The 20,442-nt window shown below is 69.6% G+C and carries 18 protein-coding genes; 12 read left to right on the top strand and 6 right to left on the bottom strand.

All coding sequences use genetic code 11. The features are described from left to right. Positions 1 to 2 precede the first annotated feature (2 nt). The gene (locus tag VFK57_03875) at positions 3 to 1,070 is read right to left on the bottom strand and encodes a chemotaxis protein CheB (protein ID HET7694821.1); all 1,068 of its coding nucleotides are present in this window, start codon (positions 1,068 to 1,070) and stop codon (positions 3 to 5) included. A gap of 7 nt (positions 1,071 to 1,077) precedes the next feature. Further along, positions 1,078 to 1,524 (bottom strand): hypothetical protein, encoded by a 447-nt coding sequence (locus tag VFK57_03870; GenBank protein HET7694820.1) that lies wholly within the window; start codon positions 1,522 to 1,524, stop codon positions 1,078 to 1,080. Between the two features lie 87 nt (positions 1,525 to 1,611). Between VFK57_03870 and VFK57_03865 the strand changes: the two genes are divergently transcribed. The 9 genes from VFK57_03865 to VFK57_03825 are packed head-to-tail and all read left to right on the top strand — an operon-like array spanning position 1,612 to position 10,231. Beyond that, a complete protein-coding gene (locus VFK57_03865) occupies positions 1,612 to 1,869 on the top strand; it encodes a histidine phosphatase family protein (protein ID HET7694819.1) in 258 nt (85 codons plus the stop codon). Between the two features lie 51 nt (positions 1,870 to 1,920). Then, the gene (locus VFK57_03860; protein ID HET7694818.1) at positions 1,921 to 3,744 is read left to right on the top strand and encodes a methanol/ethanol family PQQ-dependent dehydrogenase; all 1,824 of its coding nucleotides are present in this window, start codon (positions 1,921 to 1,923) and stop codon (positions 3,742 to 3,744) included. Continuing rightward, complete coding sequence (locus VFK57_03855) at positions 3,741 to 4,553, top strand: substrate-binding domain-containing protein (protein ID HET7694817.1); 813 nt, start codon at positions 3,741 to 3,743, stop codon at positions 4,551 to 4,553. The genes VFK57_03860 and VFK57_03855 overlap by 4 nt, the downstream gene beginning before the upstream one ends. 53 nt (positions 4,554 to 4,606) lie before the next feature. Next, on the top strand, positions 4,607 to 5,125 hold the full coding sequence (locus VFK57_03850; protein ID HET7694816.1) for a cytochrome c: 519 nt from the start codon (positions 4,607 to 4,609) through the stop codon (positions 5,123 to 5,125). Further along, positions 5,125 to 6,066, top strand: a complete 942-nt coding sequence (gene coxB / locus VFK57_03845; protein ID HET7694815.1) for a cytochrome c oxidase subunit II — start codon at positions 5,125 to 5,127, stop codon at positions 6,064 to 6,066. Before VFK57_03850 ends, coxB begins: the two co-directional genes overlap by 1 nt. Further along, positions 6,063 to 8,069: a cytochrome c oxidase subunit I gene (ctaD, locus tag VFK57_03840; protein ID HET7694814.1), complete on the top strand. Its 2,007-nt coding sequence runs from the start codon at positions 6,063 to 6,065 to the stop codon at positions 8,067 to 8,069. The genes coxB and ctaD overlap by 4 nt, the downstream gene beginning before the upstream one ends. Next, positions 8,066 to 8,677 carry a cytochrome c oxidase subunit 3 gene (locus VFK57_03835; protein HET7694813.1) on the top strand — a complete coding sequence of 204 codons (612 nt, stop codon included), beginning with the start codon at positions 8,066 to 8,068 and terminating at the stop codon, positions 8,675 to 8,677. Before ctaD ends, VFK57_03835 begins: the two co-directional genes overlap by 4 nt. Beyond that, the gene (locus VFK57_03830) at positions 8,658 to 9,035 is read left to right on the top strand and encodes a hypothetical protein (protein HET7694812.1); all 378 of its coding nucleotides are present in this window, start codon (positions 8,658 to 8,660) and stop codon (positions 9,033 to 9,035) included. The genes VFK57_03835 and VFK57_03830 overlap by 20 nt, the downstream gene beginning before the upstream one ends. Then, complete coding sequence (locus VFK57_03825; protein HET7694811.1) at positions 9,032 to 10,231, top strand: cytochrome c oxidase assembly protein; 1,200 nt, start codon at positions 9,032 to 9,034, stop codon at positions 10,229 to 10,231. Before VFK57_03830 ends, VFK57_03825 begins: the two co-directional genes overlap by 4 nt. A 105-nt stretch (positions 10,232 to 10,336) precedes the next feature. On the opposite strand, the gene VFK57_03820 is transcribed toward VFK57_03825, so the two are convergent. The 3 genes from VFK57_03820 to VFK57_03810 form a co-directional block, all read right to left on the bottom strand. Further along, a complete protein-coding gene (locus VFK57_03820; protein HET7694810.1) occupies positions 10,337 to 10,729 on the bottom strand; it encodes a response regulator in 393 nt (130 codons plus the stop codon). A gap of 336 nt (positions 10,730 to 11,065) precedes the next feature. After that, positions 11,066 to 12,460, bottom strand: coding sequence for an NAD(P)(+) transhydrogenase (Re/Si-specific) subunit beta (locus VFK57_03815; protein ID HET7694809.1), 1,395 nt, complete (start codon positions 12,458 to 12,460; stop codon positions 11,066 to 11,068). Then, positions 12,457 to 12,747, bottom strand: coding sequence for an NAD(P) transhydrogenase subunit alpha (locus VFK57_03810; GenBank protein ID HET7694808.1), 291 nt, complete (start codon positions 12,745 to 12,747; stop codon positions 12,457 to 12,459). The genes VFK57_03815 and VFK57_03810 overlap by 4 nt, the downstream gene beginning before the upstream one ends. Positions 12,748 to 12,872: 125 nt before the next feature. Here VFK57_03810 and VFK57_03805 point away from each other — a divergent pair, with 125 nt between their 5' ends. Both VFK57_03805 and VFK57_03800 read left to right on the top strand, forming a co-directional pair. Beyond that, a complete protein-coding gene (locus VFK57_03805) occupies positions 12,873 to 13,220 on the top strand; it encodes a PadR family transcriptional regulator (protein HET7694807.1) in 348 nt (115 codons plus the stop codon). After that, entirely contained in the window at positions 13,217 to 15,892 is a 2,676-nt protein-coding gene (locus tag VFK57_03800; protein ID HET7694806.1) for an ABC transporter permease, read from the top strand. Before VFK57_03805 ends, VFK57_03800 begins: the two co-directional genes overlap by 4 nt. Before the next feature lie 291 nt (positions 15,893 to 16,183). On the opposite strand, the gene VFK57_03795 is transcribed toward VFK57_03800, so the two are convergent. Continuing rightward, complete coding sequence (locus VFK57_03795; GenBank protein HET7694805.1) at positions 16,184 to 16,966, bottom strand: SGNH/GDSL hydrolase family protein; 783 nt, start codon at positions 16,964 to 16,966, stop codon at positions 16,184 to 16,186. Positions 16,967 to 17,057: 91 nt separating this feature from the next. Between VFK57_03795 and VFK57_03790 the strand changes: the two genes are divergently transcribed. Beyond that, the gene (locus VFK57_03790; GenBank protein ID HET7694804.1) at positions 17,058 to 20,441 is read left to right on the top strand and encodes a TonB-dependent receptor; all 3,384 of its coding nucleotides are present in this window, start codon (positions 17,058 to 17,060) and stop codon (positions 20,439 to 20,441) included. The last annotated feature ends 1 nt before the right edge of the window (position 20,442 follow it).

Genomic DNA, 20,442 nt, shown 5'->3' with positions numbered 1-20,442 from the left:
GCTTACCGCGTGTCTTTGTCGGGGTCGTCGCGCCCCGGCACGCCGGGGCCGATCGCGCTGGCCAGGTCGTCGGGCACCGTTTCGGTCGCGGGGCTGCGTTCGAACAGCAGGCGCCGCACCAGGTCGGCTTCCCGCATCGACTCGTTGGCGCGATCGGTGAACGCCCGGTCGACCAGCGGATGGCGGCGGGCGCGGGCGCGCTCGGCGAGCCTGTGCGCCAGCGCCGCCCGCTCCTCGAGCGTGCGCAGCGCCGTCCACAGCGCGCGATCGACTTCATCCGTCTGGGCCGCCAGCATGGTTTCCGGTGAGTAGACGTGTCCGACGCGGCAGCGGAAGCGCAGCAGCCCGGCTTCGTCCGCCTCCCACAAGGTGCCGTGACATTCGGGGCAGGTGAACACGGACGGACGTCCGGGGCGGTCGGCGCCGTCGATCGCCAGCGTCCGTTCGCCGAGATCCGGTTCCATCTGGCGCAGGTGCGGGTGCTCGAGATCGGCTCGCCGGGGCGGCGCCTGCTCGTCGACGAGCGCGGCCAGCAGCACCGGGATGTCGCGGATCGGCAGCACGTGGTCGACCGCTCCGGAGGCGATCGCGCTCCGCGGCATGCCCGGCGCGAACGCTTCCTCGGGATCCTGCACCACGGTGATGCCTCCCGCCGCCTTGACCGCGACGATGCCGGCGGTTCCATCGTCGAGCGACCCGGTCAGCAGCGCCGCGATCACTCGGCTGCCGTACGATCGCGCGGCGGATCGGAACAGCGGATCCACGGAGGGGCGGACGCCGTTCTCCGCCGCTGTGTGGACCACGCGCACGCGCCCCGGCTCGACGATCAGATGCCGGTCGGGCGGCGCCACGTAGATGCGGCCGTACTCGAGCGGCTGGCCGTCGTCGGGATGCAGCGCGCGCAGCCGTCCGACGCGCGAGAGGATCTCCGGCAGGAGACTCTTGCCGCGCGACACGTGCAGGACGATGAGAATGGACGCGCGGATGTCGCGCGGCAACTCGCTGACGACGCGGCTGAGCGCCTCGACGCCGCCGGCCGATGCTCCCATCACGATGATGTCGTGGGTCATGAGTGCCTCACGCGTAGCGCCGCACCTGCGCGGCGCAGAAGTCGGCGAAGCGTCCGACGTCGCGCGGCGGGCTGGTGTGATCGGGCCGCACACCCTCCGATTCGGGGGTGAAACAGAACGTGAGCGTGACGTCGAACGCCTCCAGCGCGCGCATCTGACGGTCGAACCACGTGTGCGCGCCCGGACGCAGACTGTCGGCCCAGCTCAATCCCGTCCTCATGTAGGTTACACCCAGGTCGCCCATCGTGCGGACCGCGTGGTCGAGGCGGTGATCCTCGAAGTGGAACCACTGGCAGAGGCCGAACTCGGGCGTGCACCCGGCGAAACCCCGCAACGCGAGCTTCGGGGTCCCGTCCTCGCGCAGGAGCCCTATGTAGAAGTGCCGGTAGTACGACGAGCCCTCCGCCTCGCGATGCCGCGTCGTCGCCGGCCAGGCGCGCGGCAGATCGTACAAGCTGTACCAGTGGATGCGGGGGCTGCGCCCCCCTTAGCAGCTCCGCCGTGCGGCGCAGGCCGAACTGCTGCACTTCCTCCGCGCCGAATGTCGACACGCCGACTTCCGAGATCCAGACCGGCTTGGTCGTCGCGCGCCGGATCTCTGCACGGCCTGCACGCGCGCCACCCCGGCCGCACGATCGTCGTCGTCACGCACGCAGAACTGATCCGCTACGCCGTGCTCGCCGCGCGCAAGCTGCCGCTCGAGCGCTGGCCGGATGTGGAAGTGCCGCCGGCGTCCGTCACCATCCTCACCTGCGACGCGGCAGACGTTCACGAATGGCGAGGTATGTTCGCTGGTTGAGGATTTGCAACGAGCACGACCGTGCGTGCGTGGTTCCCCGCAACGGCGGCCATGGCAGCCGCGGCGGCTGCGGTACTGGCCGCATGCCAGGGCCAGACTCTCGACACCTCGCCCCCTGCATCCGTCAGACCACTGAACGGATCGCTCACCGCCAGCGATCCAGCCCAGCTGCAGACAGACGACGGCCAGTGGGTGATGCCGGCGAAGAACTATTCGTCGACGCGCTTCTCCGGCCTGAATCAGATCACGACAGCGAATGTCAGCCGGCTCGGCGTGGCCTGGACCTTCTCGACCGGCATGGTCGCGGGACACGAGGCCGCCCCGCTCGTCGTCGGCTCGACCATGTTCGTCGTCACGCCGTTTCCCAACATTGTCTATGCCTTCGACCTGAGTCGGCCGGGCGCGCCGCTCAAGTGGCAGTACGATCCGAAGCCGCTCGGCGCCTCCAAGGGCGTGGCCTGCTGCGACACGGTCAACCGCGGCGCCGTCTACGCCGACGGCGCGATCTTCTTCAACACGCTCGACGGCCGCACCATCGCCCTCGATGCGGCGACGGGACAGCCGCGCTGGATCACGCCGCTCGCCGACATCAACAAGGGCGAGAGCATGACGATGGCGCCGCTGGTCGTGAAGGGCAAGGTGCTCGTCGGCAACAGCGGCGGCGAGTTCGGCGTGCGCGGATGGTTGACCGCGCTCGACGCGGGGAGCGGATCGATCGCCTGGCGCGCCTACAGCACCGGACCCGATAAGGACGTCCTGATCGGGCCCAGCTTCACGCCGCACTACGACGGCGACCGCGGCAAAGACCTCGGGATGACGACCTGGCCCGGCGAGGCGTGGCGCACGGGCGGCGGCACCGTGTGGGGCTGGATCTCGTACGATCCCGAGCTCAATCTCCTTTATTACGGCACCGCCAACCCGGGGCCGTGGAACCCCGACCAGCGCCCCGGCGACAACAAGTGGACCGCCGGCATCTTCGCGCGGGTTCCCGAAACCGGCGAGGCGCGCTGGTTCTATCAGACCAGTCCGCACGATCTCTTCGATCACGACGGCGTCAACGAGGTGGTGCTCGCCAATCTCGCCGTCGACGGCCAGCAGCGCAAGGTCGCGATGCGCGCGGATCGGAACGGACTGTTCTACGTCCTCGATCGCGCAACCGGCGAGGTCCTCTCCGCGGCGCCGTTCGGCTACGTCAACTCGAACCGCGGCGTCGACATGAAGACCGGACGCCTGATCGAAGTGAAGGAGAAGGCGCCGCGCCTCGGCGTCGTCGTCCGCGACATCTGCCCGGCCGCCCCCGGCATGAAGGACTGGCAGCCGATGTCGTTCTCACCGCAGACCGGGCTCGTCTACATCCCGCACCAGAACCTGTGCGAGGACCTCGAGACCATGACCACCAGCTATATCGCCGGGACGCCGTTCGTCGGCGCGAGCGTCGTCTACAAGGCCGGCCCGGGCGGCAACCGCGGCGTGGTCACCGCGTGGAACCCGGTGTCGGCGCAGCCGGCGTGGACGATCAAGGAGCACTTCCCGGTGTGGAGCGGCACGCTCGTCACCGCCGGCGACGTGCTGTTCTACGGGACGATGGACGGCTGGTTCAAGGCGGTGAACGCGAAGAGCGGCGAAGAGCTGTGGCGGTTCAAGTGCGGCTCGGGAATCATCGGGCAGCCGGTGTCGTATCGCGGCCCGGACGGCAGGCAGTACGTCGCCGTCCTCGCCGGCGTGGGCGGATGGGCGGGCGCGATCGTCAGCGCCGATCTGGACCCCCGAGACGCGACGGCCGGGAACGGCTGGGGCGGTGCGCTCGCGGACCTGAAGGATGCGACGACGCGCGGCGGCATGCTCTACGTGTTTGCCATCGGAGGCGGCCAGTGAGCCGGCTTCGCGGGCTCGCGGCGGCGGCACTCGCCGGGTCGCTGCTCGGTTCGGCGTCGTGCCGGGACGTCCGGGTGATTCGCGTCTGTGCGGATCCCAACAACCTCCCGTTCTCCAACGAGGCGCGCGAGGGGTTCGAGAACCGCATCGCGGCGCTGCTCGCGGCCGATCGCGGCGCACGGCTCGAGTACACCTGGTGGGCGCAGCGGCGCGGGTTCGTCCGCAACACGCTGCAGGCCGGCGCCTGCGACGTCGTCATGGGCGTGCCGAGCGGCTTCGAGCCGACGCGGACCTCACGTCCGTATTACCGCTCGACCTACGTCTTCGCGGCGCGGCGCGATCGGGGCGCGCGGCTGGCGTCGCTCGACGATCCGCGGCTGCGCGAGCTTCGCATCGGCGTGCAGATGATCGGCGACGACTTCGCCAACACTCCCCCGGCGCACGCGCTGGCGCGGCGCGGGCTGGTGCGCAACGTGGTCGGCTTTCCCGTGTACGGCGACTACTCCAGGCCGGCGCCGCTCTCCGCGATTGTCGATGCCGTCGATCGCGGCGACGTCGACGCTGCCGTGGTGTGGGGGCCGGCGGCGGGCTACTTCGCGAAAGCCGCGCAGCACCCGCTGGAGCTGACGCCGGTGTCGCCGCAGGGGGACTCGCCGGCGCTGCCGTTCGTCTTCGACATTTCGATGGGGGTGCGCCGCGGCGATGCCGGACTGCAGGCGGAGCTCGACGACTTCATCGGACGGCGCCGCGCCGACATCGACCGGATTCTGGACGACTACGGCGTGCCGCGGATCGAGGGCGGCCGCTGATGCCACGGACAGTGCGGTGGCCACGGATCACACGGATCGCACGGATTGCACGGGTGCTGGCCGTGGCCGCCGGGCTGATCGCCGCGGGCTGCGATCGGGAGGCCCGGCGCTACAAGGATCTGCCGGCGTCTGCGAATCGGGAGACCGGGGTGCGCGTGACCGAGTTCCAGCCGGGAGCCTCGCAGCAGCAGGCGCCGGTGAGCAGCCCCTACCAGGGGAACGCGTGGGGGATCGGCGAAGGCAAGCGGCTGTACAGCGCGTTCAACTGCGCGCCGTGCCACGGCGTCAACGGCGGCGGCGCGATCGGGCCGCCGCTCATTGACGACAAGTGGATCTACGGCGGCCAGCCGGACCAGATCTACGCGACCATCTCGCAGGGACGGCCGGACGGCATGCCGTCGTTCGGCGGTCACGTGCCGACGCAGCAGATCTGGCAGCTCGTCGCCTACGTGCAGGCGATGTCGGGGCAGGTCGAAGCGTCCATCGCGACCAGCCGCAGCGACGATCAGATGGCCGCCCTGCCCGAGTCGCGCCAATCGCGGCAGAAACCGGTGCAGACGGGCCACCGCTGATGCCGCACCTGCAGTCGATCCTCCACCCGGCGGGCATCCAGGCGCAGCGCATCAGCGAGCTGTGGTGGACGATGTTCTGGATCTGCACCGCGGTCTGGTTCGCGGTCGCGATCGCGGCATCGATCGCGATCGTCCGCGGACGCCGCGCCGCCGCGGCCGACACCAGCCAGTCGACCATCACGCGCAACGTCGCCATCGCCGGCGGCGTCAGCCTCGTCGCGCTGTTCGCGCTGCTCTTCCAGAGCGTCGTCATCGGACGCGCGCTCGACACGCTCCGCTCCCCCGATGCGCTCCGCATCCAGGTGACCGGCAATCAGTGGTGGTGGGACGTGCAGTACGACCATCCCGTTCCGTCCCTGCGCGTCACCACGGCCAACGAGATTCACATCCCGACCGGGCGCCCTGTCGTCTTCAACCTGCTGTCGACCGACGTGATTCACAGCCTGTGGATCCCCAACCTGCAGGGGAAGATCGATCTGATCCCCGGACGGCTCAACGAGCTGTGGCTCCAGGCCGACACTGCCGGGGTCTACCGCGGCCAGTGCGCCGAGTACTGCGGCCTGCAGCACGCCAGGATGGCGCTGGTCGTCGTGGCGGAGCCGCCCGAGCAGTTCGAGCGCTGGCTGACGGCGAACCGTGCGCCGGCGCCGCCGCCGGTCTCGCCGGAGCAGCAGCGGGGCAGGGACATCGTCGAACGCGGTCCGTGCGCGATGTGCCACAACATCACCGGCACCCTCGCCGGCGGCCGCACCGCTCCCGATCTCACCCACATCGCGACGCGCAGCACCATCGCGGCCGGATCGGTGCCGAACCTGCGCGGCTATCTCGCGGGCTGGATCGCCGATCCGCAGTCGATGAAGCCGGGTAACCGGATGCCGCCGCAGGGACTGCGCGCGGAGGAGCTGCAGGCGGTGCTCGCCTACCTGGAGACGCTGAAATGAGGGGGCCGACCGGGGAGGAGAAGAAGCGGCACGACGAGCAGCTTCACGCCCGGGTGGTCCACGACGATCCGCGCCTCGACGCGGCCGCGCTCGAGCACGACCGGCAGCTGCTCGGCCGCGTCTGGAAGAACTCGCGCGGCTTCATCGGCTGGCTCGCCGAAGTCGATCACAAGGCGATCGGCCGCCGCTTTCTCGTCACCGCCTTCCTGTGGTTCGCGCTGGGCGGGATCCTCGCGGCGCTGATGCGGCTGCAGCTGTCGCGCCCCGAGAACACCTTCCTCGGTCCGGACCTGTACAACCAGGTGTTCACCATGCACGGGACGACGATGATGTTCCTGTTCGCCGTGCCGGTGGTGCTGGCGATGGGCATCTACTTCGTGCCGCTGATGATCGGCGCGCGGACGATGGCGCTGCCGAAGCTGCTCGCCTACAGCTACTGGATGATGCTGTTCGGCGGCATCTTTCTCTACGTCATGTTCCTGGGGAACACGGGGCCGGACAACGGCTGGTTCAGCTATCCGCCGCTCGCCGGGCCGGAGTTCGGCTACGGCAAGCGCGCGGACGTCTGGGCGCAGCTCATCACGTTCTCCGAGGTCTCCAGCCTCACCACCGCGACCTGCCTGATCACGACCATCCTCAAGCACCGCACGCCGGGCATGTCGCTGAACCGCATGCCGCTGTTCGTCTGGGCGATGCTGATCGTCTCGTTCATGATCCTGTTCGCCATGCCGGCGGTGATGGTGTCGAGCACCTGCCTGATCCTCGACCGGCTCGTGAGCACGCAGTTCTTCAATCACGCGGAAGGGGGCGACGCCCTCCTGTGGCAGCACCTGTTCTGGTTCTTCGGCCACCCCGAGGTCTACATCATCTTCGTCCCCGCGCTCGGGATGATGTCGGAGGTCATCGGGACGTTCACCCGCCGGCCGGTGTTCGGCTACCTGGCGATGGTGCTGTCGATGGTGTCGACGGCCTTCATCGGCTTCGGCGTGTGGGTGCACCACATGTTCGCGACCGGCCTGCCGCAGTTCGGCCAGAGCTTCTTCACCGCCGCGAGCATCATGATCGTCATTCCCACCGCGGTCCAGATCTTCGGATGGATCGCGACGATCTGGACCGCCCGCGGCCTGCGCGTGACGACGCCGTTCCTCTACATGGCGTCCTTCTTCTTCATCTTCATCATCGGCGGGCTCACCGGCGTGATGCTGGCGTCGGTGCCGCTCGATCGCCAGGTCCACGACACCTATTTCGTCGTCGCTCACTTCCACTACGTGCTGATCGGCGGCTCCACCTTCCCGCTGCTCGGCGCCATCGTCTACTGGTTCCCGAAGATGACCGGACGGCTGATGAGCGAGCGGCTGGGCAAGGCGAGCTTCTGGCTGCTGTTCGCGGGCTTCAACCTGACGTTCTTCCCGATGCACCTGCTCGGGCTGTACGGGATGCCCCGGCGCGTCTACACCTACCCCGCCGGCCTCGGCTGGTTCAACATGAACCTGCTGGCGACCATCGGCGCCGGCATCATCTTTCTCTCGCTGCTGCTGTATCTGATCAACGTGATCGGCAGCGCCCGGCATGGCGCGGCCGCCGGCGACAATCCATGGGAGGGCTCCACCCTCGAGTGGGCGACGTCGTCGCCGCCGCCGTCCTATAACTTCCATCCCCAGCCGACCGTCGCCAGCCGCGAGCCGCTGTGGCACCCCGAGCTGACGCCGCCGCCGGTGATCGGGCTCGATTCGGACCACAAGGAAGTGCTGGTCACGCACGTGCTCGACGCGGAGCCGGACCATCGCTATCCCGTGCACGGGCCGTCGCTGTGGCCGCTGGTCGCGGCGCTGGCGACGTCGCTGATGTTCATCTGGTCGATCTTCAATCCGTGGGGCACGGTCTGGGGCTCGATTCCGATCCTGCTCGCATTGATCGGCTGGTTCTGGCCCACGCAAGGGAAGAAGAAGCTGGAGCGCGGAGAGTTCGGCACCCGCCTGAGCCTGAGGGAGGGATTGTGGTGAGCGGGCGCGCCTCCCGGGCGGCGCTCGACGTCAGCCCGCTGCCGACCTACGCCTTCGGACACCGCAGCGTTCTCTGGTGGGGGACGATGTGCATGATCGCCATCGAGGCGATGGCGTTCGCGCTGGTGATCACCAGCTACCTGTATCTGAAGGGACGGGTGCCGCACTGGCCCGACGGCGTGCCGACGCCGCGGCTGTTCTGGGGCACGCTGAACGTCGTCATCATGCTGGTCTCGGCGGTGCCGAACGAGCTGACCAAGCGCGCGGCGGAGCGCTTCGATCGGCGCGGCGTGCAGATCTGGCTGACGACATCGGTCGCCTTCGCGGCGGCGTTCACCGTCGTCCGCTTCTTCGAGTTCTCGGCCTTGAACGTGCGCTGGGACACCAACGCCTACGGATCCGTGACGTGGGTGCTGCTCGGATTCCACACCGTTCACGTGCTCACCGATCTGCTCGACTCCGCGGTGCTGAACGTGATGGTGTTCACCGGTCCGATGGACGAACACCGGTTCGTCGACGTCTCGGAGAACGCGTTCTACTACTACTTCGTCATTGCCACCTGGCTGCCGATTTATGGCGTCCTCTACCTTGCCCCACGGATCGTCTGAGCCGGCGCCGCGCCTGCTGGCGCTGTGGGCGGGGATCCTCGCCGGGCCGCTCGTGTGGGCGGCGCTGCTGCAGACCAACTACATCCTCTCGTATGTCGCCTGCGAGCAGCGGCAGAAGTGGATGCTGCACCTCGCGACGGCGATCGCGCTGGCGCTGGTCGCGGCGGCGGCCGCGGCGGCGTGGCGCGCCGCGCCGCCGCGGCAGGACGACGAGCATGCGAGCGAACATCCGGGCGGCACCAGCCTTCTCCGGCGGCGCTTCATGGCGCTGGGAGGACTCGCGTTGTGTGCATGGTTCGCCGTCGTCATTCTCGCGACGGAGATCCCGGCGCTGGTGCAGCACCCATGCACGTGGTGAGCGCGTTCGAACACTGGGAGCTGCACCCCGCAGTGGCCGCGCCGCTGCTGCTCTCGGCGGCGATGTACGCGGCGGGCGTCGCGCGGCTCTGGAGCCGGACGCACGGCCGGCGCGGACTGCCGACCCTGAGCGTCGCGGCGTTCGCCGCGGGATGGCTCGTCGCCGCGGCCGCGCTGGTCTCGCCGATCGCGTGGCTGTCCGGCATCCTGTTCTCAGTGCACATGACCCAGCACACGCTGCTGATGCTGATCGCCGCGCCGCTGATGGCGTTCGGCCGCCCGCTGTTCGCGTTCCTGTGGGCGTTCCCCGCGGCACGCCGCGAACGGATCTCGACGGCGTTCCGCGGCGCGCGGTTCCTTCGCCTCTGGCGGTCCGCGACTGCTCCCCTCGCGGCATTCCTCATCCAGGCGGCCGCCCTCTGGATGTGGCACCTGCCCGTGCTCTATCAGGCGGCGCTCGCCGATGAGAGCGTCCATGCCGTGCAGCATCTCTCGTTCGTGGCCGCGGCCTCGCTCTTCTGGTGGGCGATGGTCCACGGACGCTACGGACGTCAGGGCTACGGCCTGGCCGTCGTCTACGTCTTTCTCACCGCGATCCACAGCGGCGCGCTCGGCGCGCTCCTGACGGTGGCGCCGTCCCCGTGGTACAGCTACTACGTGAGCCAGGGCGCCGCCTGGCGCGTGGACCCGCTCGGCGATCAGCAGCTCGCCGGTCTGCTGATGTGGATACCGGCCGGCGTGGTGTTCATCGTGCTCGGGCTGGCATTGTTCGCCGCGTGGATGGGCGAAGCGGAGCGGCGCGTTCGCCTCGGCGCCACCGACGCGGCGTCGCGCACGCTGCTCGTGCTGCTCGCGGCCGCCGCCTTCTCGTCAGCGTGCGGCGCGGACTTCACGCACGAAGCAGAGACGCTCACCGGCGGCAGCGTGCACCAGGGCAAGACCGCGATCGGCAAGTACGGGTGCGCCGGATGCCACACCATCCCCGGCATCGATCGCGCCCGGGCAACCGTCGGTCCGCCGCTCACCGCCATCGCGCAGCGGCATTATCTCGGCGGCCACCTCGTGAACACGCCGGACAACATGATCAAATGGATCCAGTATCCGCAGCGCGCCGATCCCGGCAACGCGATGCCCAACCTCGGCGTCACGGATCAGGATGCGCGAGACATCGCGGCCTACCTGTACACACTCCGTTGAAGGCACGATCACACGGAAGACACGGAGCAAACAGAGGGACCCGTGCTGTCCGTGCTGTCCGTCGCGCGTGACTCTGGACTCGTGCTGTCCGCGCGATCGGCGGCGTCAGGCGGAGGAGCGGACCAGCTCGCGGCGCCACAGCATGGCGCGGACGACGCGGCCGACCTGGGATGGCAGGCACGGCTTGGACAGGCACAGGTCCGCGCCGGCCTCGCGCGCGAGATCCGGATCGTCGCCGAAGTTCTGGCCGATGAGAGCGACGACCGGGGTGTCCGCGGTGCGCGGATCGGCGCGCAGCTGCCGGATGGCTTCGCAGCCGTCGACCCGCGGCAGCGCCAGATCCATCAGGATGACGTCCGGATGCGCGCTCCGCGCCGACGCGACCGCCCGCTCGCCGTCGTCGGCGGTCATCACGCGGAACCCGCAGAACTCGAGATACTCGCCGTAGAGCGTGCGCGCGTCGAGCGAGTCGACCACGATCAGAACCAGGGGCGACATGCCCCGGGCAGAATGCCTGCGGCATGCCAGCATTTCCGCCCGCAATTCGCTGAAATCGGGCCCGGGCCCGAGGACCGCGCTGACAGAATCGTGAAGGGGATTGCAGAATTCGAACATGCCCGCGGCTGTGCGGCGGACGCACAGTCGCGGTGAAGCCGAACGTCCGCAACATCTTGCGTGTGCGGCGCTTCGGGGAACGAGCCTTGCCCCTGTGAAGGAGCGGAGGTCTCATTCGTCATGTTGAAAGCCGTTGGTGCAGCCGTCGGAGCGTCCCTGGTGCTGCTGTTTCTCGCGTCGGTGGCGTCCCGTCTGACCTGGCTGCCGCTCGAATTCTAATCAGTGTCCGCTGCCGCCCTCTCCTGACACCGCCTTCACCACCTCGCCGAGCACCTGCTTGGCGTCGCCGAAGGCCATGAGGGTCCGGTCGTCGTAATACAGCTCGTTCTCGATCCCGGCGAACCCGGGGTTCATGGACCGCTTGATTGCGACGACCGTCTTTGCCTTGTCGGCATCGATGATCGGCATGCCGAAAATCGGACTCCCCTTGTCGTGGCGCGCCGCCGGGTTGACGACGTCGTTGGCGCCGACGACGAGGCACACGTCCGCCTGCGGCATCTCCGGGTTGATGTCGTCCATCTCGACCAGCGCCTCGTAGGGAATCTCGGCCTCGGCGAGCAGCACGTTCATGTGGCCGGGCATCCGTCCCGCCACCGGATGGATCGCGAACTTCACGTCCACGCCGCGCCTGGTGAGCTGGTCGTACAGCTCGTGCACGCGATGCTGGGCCTGCGCCACCGCCATCCCGTAGCCGGGGACGATGACGACGCGGTCGGCGTGGGTCATGATGTCGGCGACGTCCTGCGGCGTCGCGCTCTTGACCGTCTTCGCCTCCCCGATCGCGGCCGCCGCCTGCACCTGGCCGAACGCGCCGAACAGCACGTTGGCGAACGACCGGTTCATCGCCCGGCACATGATGATCGACAGGATCAGGCCCGACGATCCGTCGAGCGCGCCGGCGATGATCAGCAGCTTGTTCTGCAGCACGAACCCCATCGCCACCGCCGCCAGGCCGGCGTACGAGTTCAGCAGCGAGATGACGGTCGGCATGTCGGCGCCGCCGATCGGCAGGATCAGCAGCACGCCGAAGGCGAGCGACAGCACGACCAGCGCCACATACGCCGGCCAGAAATGCGGATCGCCGAACGCGAGATAGACGCCCGCGACGATCGCGATGCCGAGCAGGAGGAAGTTGACGAAGTTCTGGTTGCGGTAGGTGATCGGCCGGGTCGGGATGACTTCCTGCAGCTTCCCCGCCGCCATCAGACTGCCGGTGAACGTCAGGAACCCGAGCATCACTTCGAGCGCGATGGCCGAGACCCGGAACGTCGTCAGCTCGCCGTGCTCCAGCCAGATGATGTACTTGGCGGTGCCCACCAGCCCTGCCGCGAGCCCGCCGAAGGCGTGCGACAGCGCCGTCCGCTGCGGCACGGCGGTGAGCGCGACACGCGACAGCGGGATCCCCGCGATCGTGCCGGCGACCAGCGCCACGGCGATCCACCGGTAGTCGACGATCTCGGGCGCCAGGAGCGTCCCGACGATCGCCGCCGCCATCCCGCCGACGCCGGCGGCGACGCCGCGCCGCGCCGTGCGGGGATGATTCAGCCACCGCAGCGAGAGGATGAAGAGGATGGCGGCGAGGAAGTAACTGGCCTGGATGAAGTGCTCGTTCACTTCTGCTTCTCGCGGAACATCTTGAGCATCCGATCGGTGATCAGGAACCCGCTCACGATGTTGGTCATCGACGCGGCCACCGCCACCACGCCCAGCAGGGTCGTCAGATCCGACTCCCGCTCGCCGGCGATCAGGATCGAGCCGACGACCGCGATCGCCGAGATCGCGTTGGTCAGCGACATCAGCGGCGTGTGGAGCAGGCGCGAGACGTTCTGAATGACCTGGAAGCCGACGAACGTCGCCAGCATGAACACGAAGAGCATCGACCAGAAATCGAGCGAATCCATGGCTTGGGAATATATCCGATTGCACCGGGCGCTGCCCGCTCCCCGCGGTCCGCTCGCCGCTCGCGGCTCGCTCCCCGTTGCCCGATCCCCGGCCCCCCGACTTGTGATATTAGTTGTGGCCATATATGGGCACGACATCGCTGGCGCGGGAGCTGAAACGCGGCAGCGCCGAGCTCCTCATCCTCGCCCTGCTCGAAGAGCGCCAGCGGCACGGCTACGAGATCGGCCAGTTGATCGCGAGCCGCTCGGACGGGGAGATCAACTTTCACGTCACCTCGCTCTACCCGACGCTCTATCGCCTCGAGGACCGCGGGCTGATCGAAGGGCGCTGGGTGGAGCGTGAAGGTCAGCGCCGGCGCCGCTACTACAAGCTGACGCGCAGCGGCCGCGCGACGCTGGCGCGCCAGCGCGGCGTCTGGGACACCTTCTTCTCGGCGCTCAATCGCGTCGCCCGGATACGGACCGCGTCATGAACTGGAAAGCCCGCCTCGCCGCCCGGCTGCCGCTCGATGACGACGTGCTCGAAGAGCTCGCGCAGCATGCCGCCTCCACCTATGCGGCGGCGCGGGCGGACGGCCTCCCGGCCGCGGACGCGATCGCCCGCGTCGACGCGCAGATCGAGGCCTGGCTGGCGAACCCGGCGCTGCTCCGCCGCCGCGGCCGGCGTGCCCCCGCGGTCACGCCGCCGTCCGGCTCCGGCGGGCGCCTCACCTCCATCCCCCAGGACGTCCGCTATGCCCTGCGCCTGCTCGGCCGCGAGCCGGTCTACGCCGCACTGGTCGTCGCCACGATGGCGTTGGGGATCGCGGCGACGACGACGATCGGCAGCGTCGCGTATGGCGTGCTGCTGAAGCCGCTGCCATGGGCGGACGCGCCCCGGCTGGTGCGCTTGTACGAAACGCGTCAGGGCAGCACCCGCCGCTTCAACCCGATGATGACCAATGCCGCGTTCCTGGCCTGGCGGGAGTCGCCGTCGGCGACGCTCGACGCCATCGAGGCGTGGTCGGGCCGGCGCGCGGTGATCGGCAGTGACGAGCAGCCGGAGCGCGTGCAGACTGCCGCCGTGACGGCGGGACTCCTCGATGTCGTCGGCGCCAGGCCGCTGCTCGGCCGGCTGTTCCTGCCGCAGGATGCCGAAACAGGGCGCCCGCGCGTGGTGGTCCTCTCCTACGGCTTCTGGCAGGAGCGCTTCGGCGGCGCCGCCGACGTCGTCGGACGCACGCTGCGCGTTGGCGGCACGCCCCATACGATTGTCGGCGTCACCCCGGCGTCCTTCATGTTCCCCGATCGGGCGACGCGGGCGTGGACGCCGTTCATCGTCGTGCCGATGGTGAGCAAGACCTCGCCGGCGCAGTCGATACAGTTGTTCCAGGCGCTGGGCCGGCTGCGGCCCGGCGTCACGCCGGAGCAGGCGGCTGCGGAAGGCAGCGCGCGCGGCCGCACCGTGCCCTCCCGCGGACCGGTGGTGATGGCCGTGTTCGGCAGCGACGGGGCGGTCGAAGTCTCCGCCATTCCGATGCTGCAGGCCCTGACCCGCGACGTCCGCCCCGCGATCGGGATCCTGTTCGTGGCCGTGCTCCTCCTCCTCGCCACCGCGACCGCGAATGCCGCCAGCCTGCAGCTCGCGCGCGCGTCAGTGCGCCGCCGCGAGCTTGCGATCCGCGCGGCACTGGGCGCCGGCCGCGGCCGGCTCGTGCGGCAGACGCTCGTCGAGAACCTGCTGCTCGGGCTGCTCGGTGGCGCGGCGGGCCTCGCGCTGGCGGCGCTGATGCACCGCGCCCTTCCGGCGCTGCTGCCCGCCGATTTTCCGCGCGTCGACGATCTCGTCTTCGACTGGCGCATTCAGGCGTTCGCCATCCTGGTCTCGATTCTCGCGGGGCTGGGCTGCGGACTGCTCCCGGCGCTGCACGCCGCGCGCGGCAGCGTCGTCCCCGCCCTGGTGGAAGATTCGCTGGCGCCGGTCGGCGGCGGCATGCGCACCGGGACGGCCCGCGCCCGCGCCTTCATCATGGCCGCGCAGGTCGCGATCGCGTCGGTGCTGCTGGTCGGCGCCCTGCTGCTGGTCCGCAGTTTCACCGCGATGACGCACGCCAACCTGGGATACGACGGCACCAACGTGCTGTCCGCGCGTCTGATCCTCGCCGATCGCCTGTTCTCCGAGGAACGGCGGGTGCAGATCGTCCAGGACATTCTCGGCCGCATCTCCGGAATGGGCGTGACTCGCGCCGCGGCGGCGACGGCGCTCCCCTTCACCGGCGGCGAGATGCTGTCGTCCTTCCCCGTCAAGAAACGCGACGGCTCGACGGTCCAGGTGCAATCGGGTTCCCGCCAGGTCACGGCCGGATATTTCGCCGCGCTCGGACAGCGGGTCGTCGAAGGACGGGAGTTCACCGCGGCGGACGCCACGACGGGAGGGAGGGTCGCGATCGTGAATCGCGAGTTCTCGCGCAGATATCTCGACGGCCGGGCGCTCGGCTGGACGCTGCCCGGCGCGGACAACACGACCGTGGCCATCGTCGGCGTCGTCGAGGACACCGCGCGCAACAGCGTGGGAGACGCGGCGCAGCCGGACGTCTATTTCCCGATGGCGCAGCGGCCGCTGTATGCGTCCGACATCCACCTCGTCGTCCGGACGGCCGACGATCCGGCCCGCATCGTCCCGGCGCTACGCGCGGTTGTCCGTCAGGCGGCCCCGGCGGCGCCCCTCGAGTCGATCATGACGATGGAGGATCGGGTGTCGGAGAGCCTGGCGAAGCCGCGGCTCTACGCCGTGCTGCTGGGCACGTTCGCGCTGTTCGCGCTGGCGATTGCCGGCGTCGGGCTGTTCGGCGTGCTCTCGTACAGCGTGGCCCAGCGCGCCAGAGAGATTGGCGTGCGATCCGCGCTCGGCGCGCAGGTGCGGGACATCGTGGCGCTGGTGGTGCGGCAGTCGATGGCGATCGCGATCACCGGGCTCGCCATCGGCCTGCTGACGTCGCTGTGGCTGACGTCGGCGCTGCAGCGCTACCTGTACGGCGTCGCGCCGCGCGACGCGGCGAGCTTCGCCGCGGTGGCGTTCGTGCTGCTCGCCGTCGCCGCGATCGCCAGCGTCGTTCCCGCGCGGCGCGCGGCGCGCGTCGATCCGGTGCGCGTGCTGCGTTCGTAATCGAAGGAGGCGAAGGAGGGCGAAGAGGCGAAGGAGTTCGAAGGAGCTCGAAGGAACGCGCTCTCTGTTTCGGTCGGGACGTCGAAGGGGCGAAGGTCGAAGAAGATTGGCGGATCCTCGCGCCGCAGCGGGCTCCTTCGACCTTCGCCCCTTCGACCCTTCGACCTTCGACCTTCGCCCCTTCGAGCTCCGACAGAAACGAGAAACCGCGCTCCTTCGCGCTCCTTCGCTCCTTCGGCTCCTTCGCGCTCCTTCGCTTCTTCGCCTCCTTCGACTCCTTCGATTGAGATCTCAGCGCAGGGCGCGATCGATCGCCGCCTGCGCCAGCGGCATCATGACCGCGTAGCCGGCGGCGTTGGGGTGCAGATCGTCCGCGGTCAGCTCCGTCTTCATGACGCCGCTGGCGTCGAGCATGGCGGTGAAGTAATCGAGGTAGACGTGGCCGTTCGCGGCGGCGTACTGCTTCATCCAGTCGTTCAGCGCCCGGATGCGCGACATCGGCCGCGACGTGGTCTGCGGCACGCCCCGCTCGGGGGTGTGATACGCGCTGGTCGGAAGGATGCTGGACAGCACGACCTTGATGTTGTTGGCCTTGGCCAGCTCCGCCATCGACATCAGGTTGCGCTGGATGTCTTCGTCGGTCATCGTGCCGGTGTTGCCGGCGATGTCATTCGTGCCGGCGAGGATGACGACCGCCTTCGGCTTGAGATCGATCACGTCGGGACGGAAGCGGATGAGCATCTGCGGGGTGGTCTGCCCGCTGATGCCGCGCCCGACGTAGGACTTGCCGGGAAAGAACGTCGACGCGAAGCGCGGCTGCGGCCAGGCGTCGGTGATCGAGTCCCCCATGAAGACGACGCGCGGCTCGCCGCCGGCAGGCGGCGGCAAGGTGCGGTTCGCGTCCCGGTAGCGGTTCAGTTGAGCCCAATCGCGGAGCCTGGCGTCGTTGCGCAGCAGCGCCTGGAGCGCCGTGGCCATCTCCGGGCAGGTGGGATCGATCTGCGGCGCCTGCGGCGCCGGAGCCTGGACGCCCATCACGGCCACCGCCGCGAGCGCCATCATCGTTCGAGTCATTCCGCCCCCTCCGTCATGCCGTGTGAAAAGATTGTGGCAGGGGCTGCATCCTAAACCAATTGCGGCCAGGAGGCGTATTCCCGACCAACCGATGGAAACCACCCCTGTTTCGCGGCGCGCGGCCGGACTTGCCGCCGGACTGCTTGCCGCGCTGGCGCTGATGAATCCGCTCGACGCGCGCCAGACGTCCGCCGGCGGCGGATGCCGGATCTCGGGACGCGCCACGAGCGGCGCGACGCCCCTGCCCGGCGTGGCGATCACGCTGAAGATTGGCGATGTGGTCCGCGCCGCGACCTCGACCGAAACCGATGGCGCGTATTCCGTCGCGCTCGCCCCGGGCGAGTACACGCTGACGGCGGAGCTGGCCGGATTCACCCGGGTGCAGCGCCCGCTCGTCGTCGCTGACCCGGGCGCTGCCGGCTCCGGGTGCGCGCAGACCGTCGACGTCTCGCTCGTGCTGCCGCCGCGGCAGGCGCCGGCACCGCAGGCGGCCCGGGCCCCGCAGCGCGGAGCCGCGCCGACCAGCGTGGTGCCGGTCCAGCAGGCAGACACCGCCGCGCAGGCGCCGGCCGCGGATCGCGAGGCGGAGGAAGCGGCCGCCCGGCTGTTGCTGCCGGCGGGCTTCTCCACCGACGCGCCGTCCGATGCGATCGCGATCACCGGCGGCAACGCCAGCCTCGATCGCGGCCTGCTCAACGATCGATTCGACGCCATCGGCCGCGGCGTGTTCGATCCGGCGACGGGAGAGTTCGCCGCCGGCTTCGCGGGGGAACAGGGCGGACGCGGCGGTCCCGGGGGACGCGGCGGGTTCGGCGGTCCGGGCGGGCCCGGGCCCGGCGGACGCGGAGGCGAGGGACGCGGGGGACCGGGCGGGCCTGGCGGCCCGGGCGGATTCGTCATCGGCGGCCGCGGCGGCCAGCAGCAGCGCTACAACGGGACCACGAATTACACCTTCGGCGGATCCGCGCTCGACGCCGCGCCGTATCAGCTGCGCTCCGGATCCGCGGTCCAGGAACGTCCCTACACCCGCCAGTCGTTCGGGGGCACGCTGGGCGGGCCGGTGAAACTCCCGGGGATCTACGACGGCACGCGGCGCACGAACTTCACGCTCACCTACAACGGCAACCGCGGCAGCAACCTCTTCGATCAGTACGCGACCGTGCCGTCGCCGGCGATGCGCACCGGCGACTTCTCGGCGAGCGCGGCGCCCGTCATCGATCCCCGCACGGGACAGCCGTTCCCCGGCAACGTGATTCCGATCGAGCGCATGGATCCGGCCGCGGTTGCCCTGCTGCGCTTCATCCCGCTGCCGAACCTCTCCGGGCCGACGCGCAACTTCCACAACATCGGGACGTCGCAGTCCTCGGGCGACAACGTCAGCGTCCGCGTCACGCACAATTTCACGCCGGCGCCGGCAGGCGGACGCGGCGGGGGCGGACGCGGCGGATTCGCGGCGGGCGGCCAGCGGCCGGCCGGCGGCCGCGGCGGACGCGGCGCCGCGCAAGGCACCTCGGTGAACCTGACCGCGCAGCTGCAGTACCGCCGCAACCGGAACGATCAGCGCAACGTGCTGCCGGCGCTCGGCGGCGAGAACGCCGGCACCAACGTCGCGGTCCCGGTGTCGCTGAACGTCCGGCACGGACGGACGCTGCACGCGATCAGCGTCAACTTCTCGTCGACCTCCTCCAACACCTCGAACAACTATGCGGGCGTCGAGAACGTCGCCGGCGACATCGGCATCGGCGGCATCTCGACGGACCCGTTCAACTGGGGGATTCCGTCGCTGTCGTTCGCGAGCATCTCGAGCGTGCGCGACGTCACCCCCTCGAGGCGCAGCGATCGCCGCGTCGCCCTCTCGTACAACTGGACGCAGCCCTGGAAGACGCACCAGCTGCGGTTCGGCGGCGACTATCGTTTCGATCGCACCGCCAGCCAGTCGGATGCGAACGCGAACGGCGCCTTCGTCTTCACCGGGCTGTACGCGGCGGGCGGATCGCCTGTCGTGCGCAGCGGCGGCCTCGACTTCGCGGACTTCCTGCTCGGCCTGCCGCAGCAGGGCTCGGTGCAGTACGGCCCCGGCAACATCCGGATGACGGGCAAGTCGATGAGCCTGTTCTTCCAGGACGACTGGCGGAAGAGCGGCACGCTCACGTTCAATCTCGGCGTCCGTTATGAATTGATCTGGCCCTTCGTCGAGCGCAGCGGCCACATGGTGAACCTGGACGTCCCGCCGGACTTCACCGCGGCGGCGCCGGTGTTGCCGGGGGACAGCGGACCGTTCCACGGCACGTTCCCGTCGGGACTGCTGAACGCCGACACCAACAACGTCGCGCCGAGGGTCGGCGCGGCGTGGCGCATCGCACCGGGCACCATCCTCCGCGGCGGCTACGGCATCAGCTTCAACTCGGGGTCCTACGCGAACATCGCGCGCCAGCTCGCGGTGCAGCCGCCGTTCTCGACGAGCGACACGGTGATCGGCGACGCGGTCGTGCCGCTCGCGCTCACCAACGCGTTCCTCAACGCGGTGACCGGCGTCGCCAACACCTACGGCGTCGACGCCAACTACGCCCTGGGACGGGTGCAGACGTGGAACGCGGATTTCTCGCGCGACCTGACGCAGAACTGGAACGCCGGCGCCGGCTACACCCGCACCACCGGCGCGAGTCTCGACGTGATTCGCGCCCCCAACCGCGGGCCGGACGGCCTGCGCATCGAAGGGGTGCAGCCATTCCTCTGGCAGACCTCCGAAGGATCCTCCGTGCTGAACGCCGCCACGTTCCGCCTGCAGCGGCGGATGGTGAAGGGACTCGGCGGATCGATCGCCTACACGCTCGCCAGGTCGAAAGACGACGCCTCGAACATCGGCGGCGGCACGGTGGTGGCGCAGAACGACCAGAATCTCGCGGCCGAGTGGGCGCTCTCCAGCTTCGACCGCCGGCACCAGCTCTCCGGCAATCTGTCGTTCGAGCTGCCGTTCGGGCCCAACAAGCGCTGGCTGAACAACGGCGGCCGCCTCGCCGCGATCTTCGGACGCTGGCGCGGTTCGGCGAACGTCGTCTGGCAGTCGGGCACGCCGCTCACGCCCCGCCTGCAGGCGGCGGCGGCCGACGCGGCGCGCGGCACCAATGGCACGCTGCGCGCCGACTATCTCGGCGGGCCGATTCAGATCGCCGGCCCGACGATCGACCGCTTCTTCAACACCGAGGCGTTCGCGGTGCCGCTGCCGGGGACCTTCGGCAGCGCGGGCCGGAACGTCATCATCGGCCCCGGCAGCCGGCTGCTCAACGCGCAGTTCTCGCGCGACCTGCAGTTCGGCCGCACTCGCGGACTGACGGTGCAGTTCAACGCCAACAACCTGCTGAACGGCGTCAACTACACGCGGGTCGACACCACCGTGAACTCGCCGACGTTCGGCCAGGTGCTCGCCGTGGGGCCGATGCGCTCGGCGCAGCTCAATCTCCGCTTCCGGTTCTGAC

It is taken from the genome of Vicinamibacterales bacterium (genome assembly GCA_035699745.1).
In the GTDB taxonomy this organism is placed as follows: domain Bacteria; phylum Acidobacteriota; class Vicinamibacteria; order Vicinamibacterales; family 2-12-FULL-66-21; genus JAICSD01.
The sequence above is the reverse complement of the archived record's forward strand: the minus strand, read 5'-3'. Positions and strand labels throughout refer to the sequence as shown.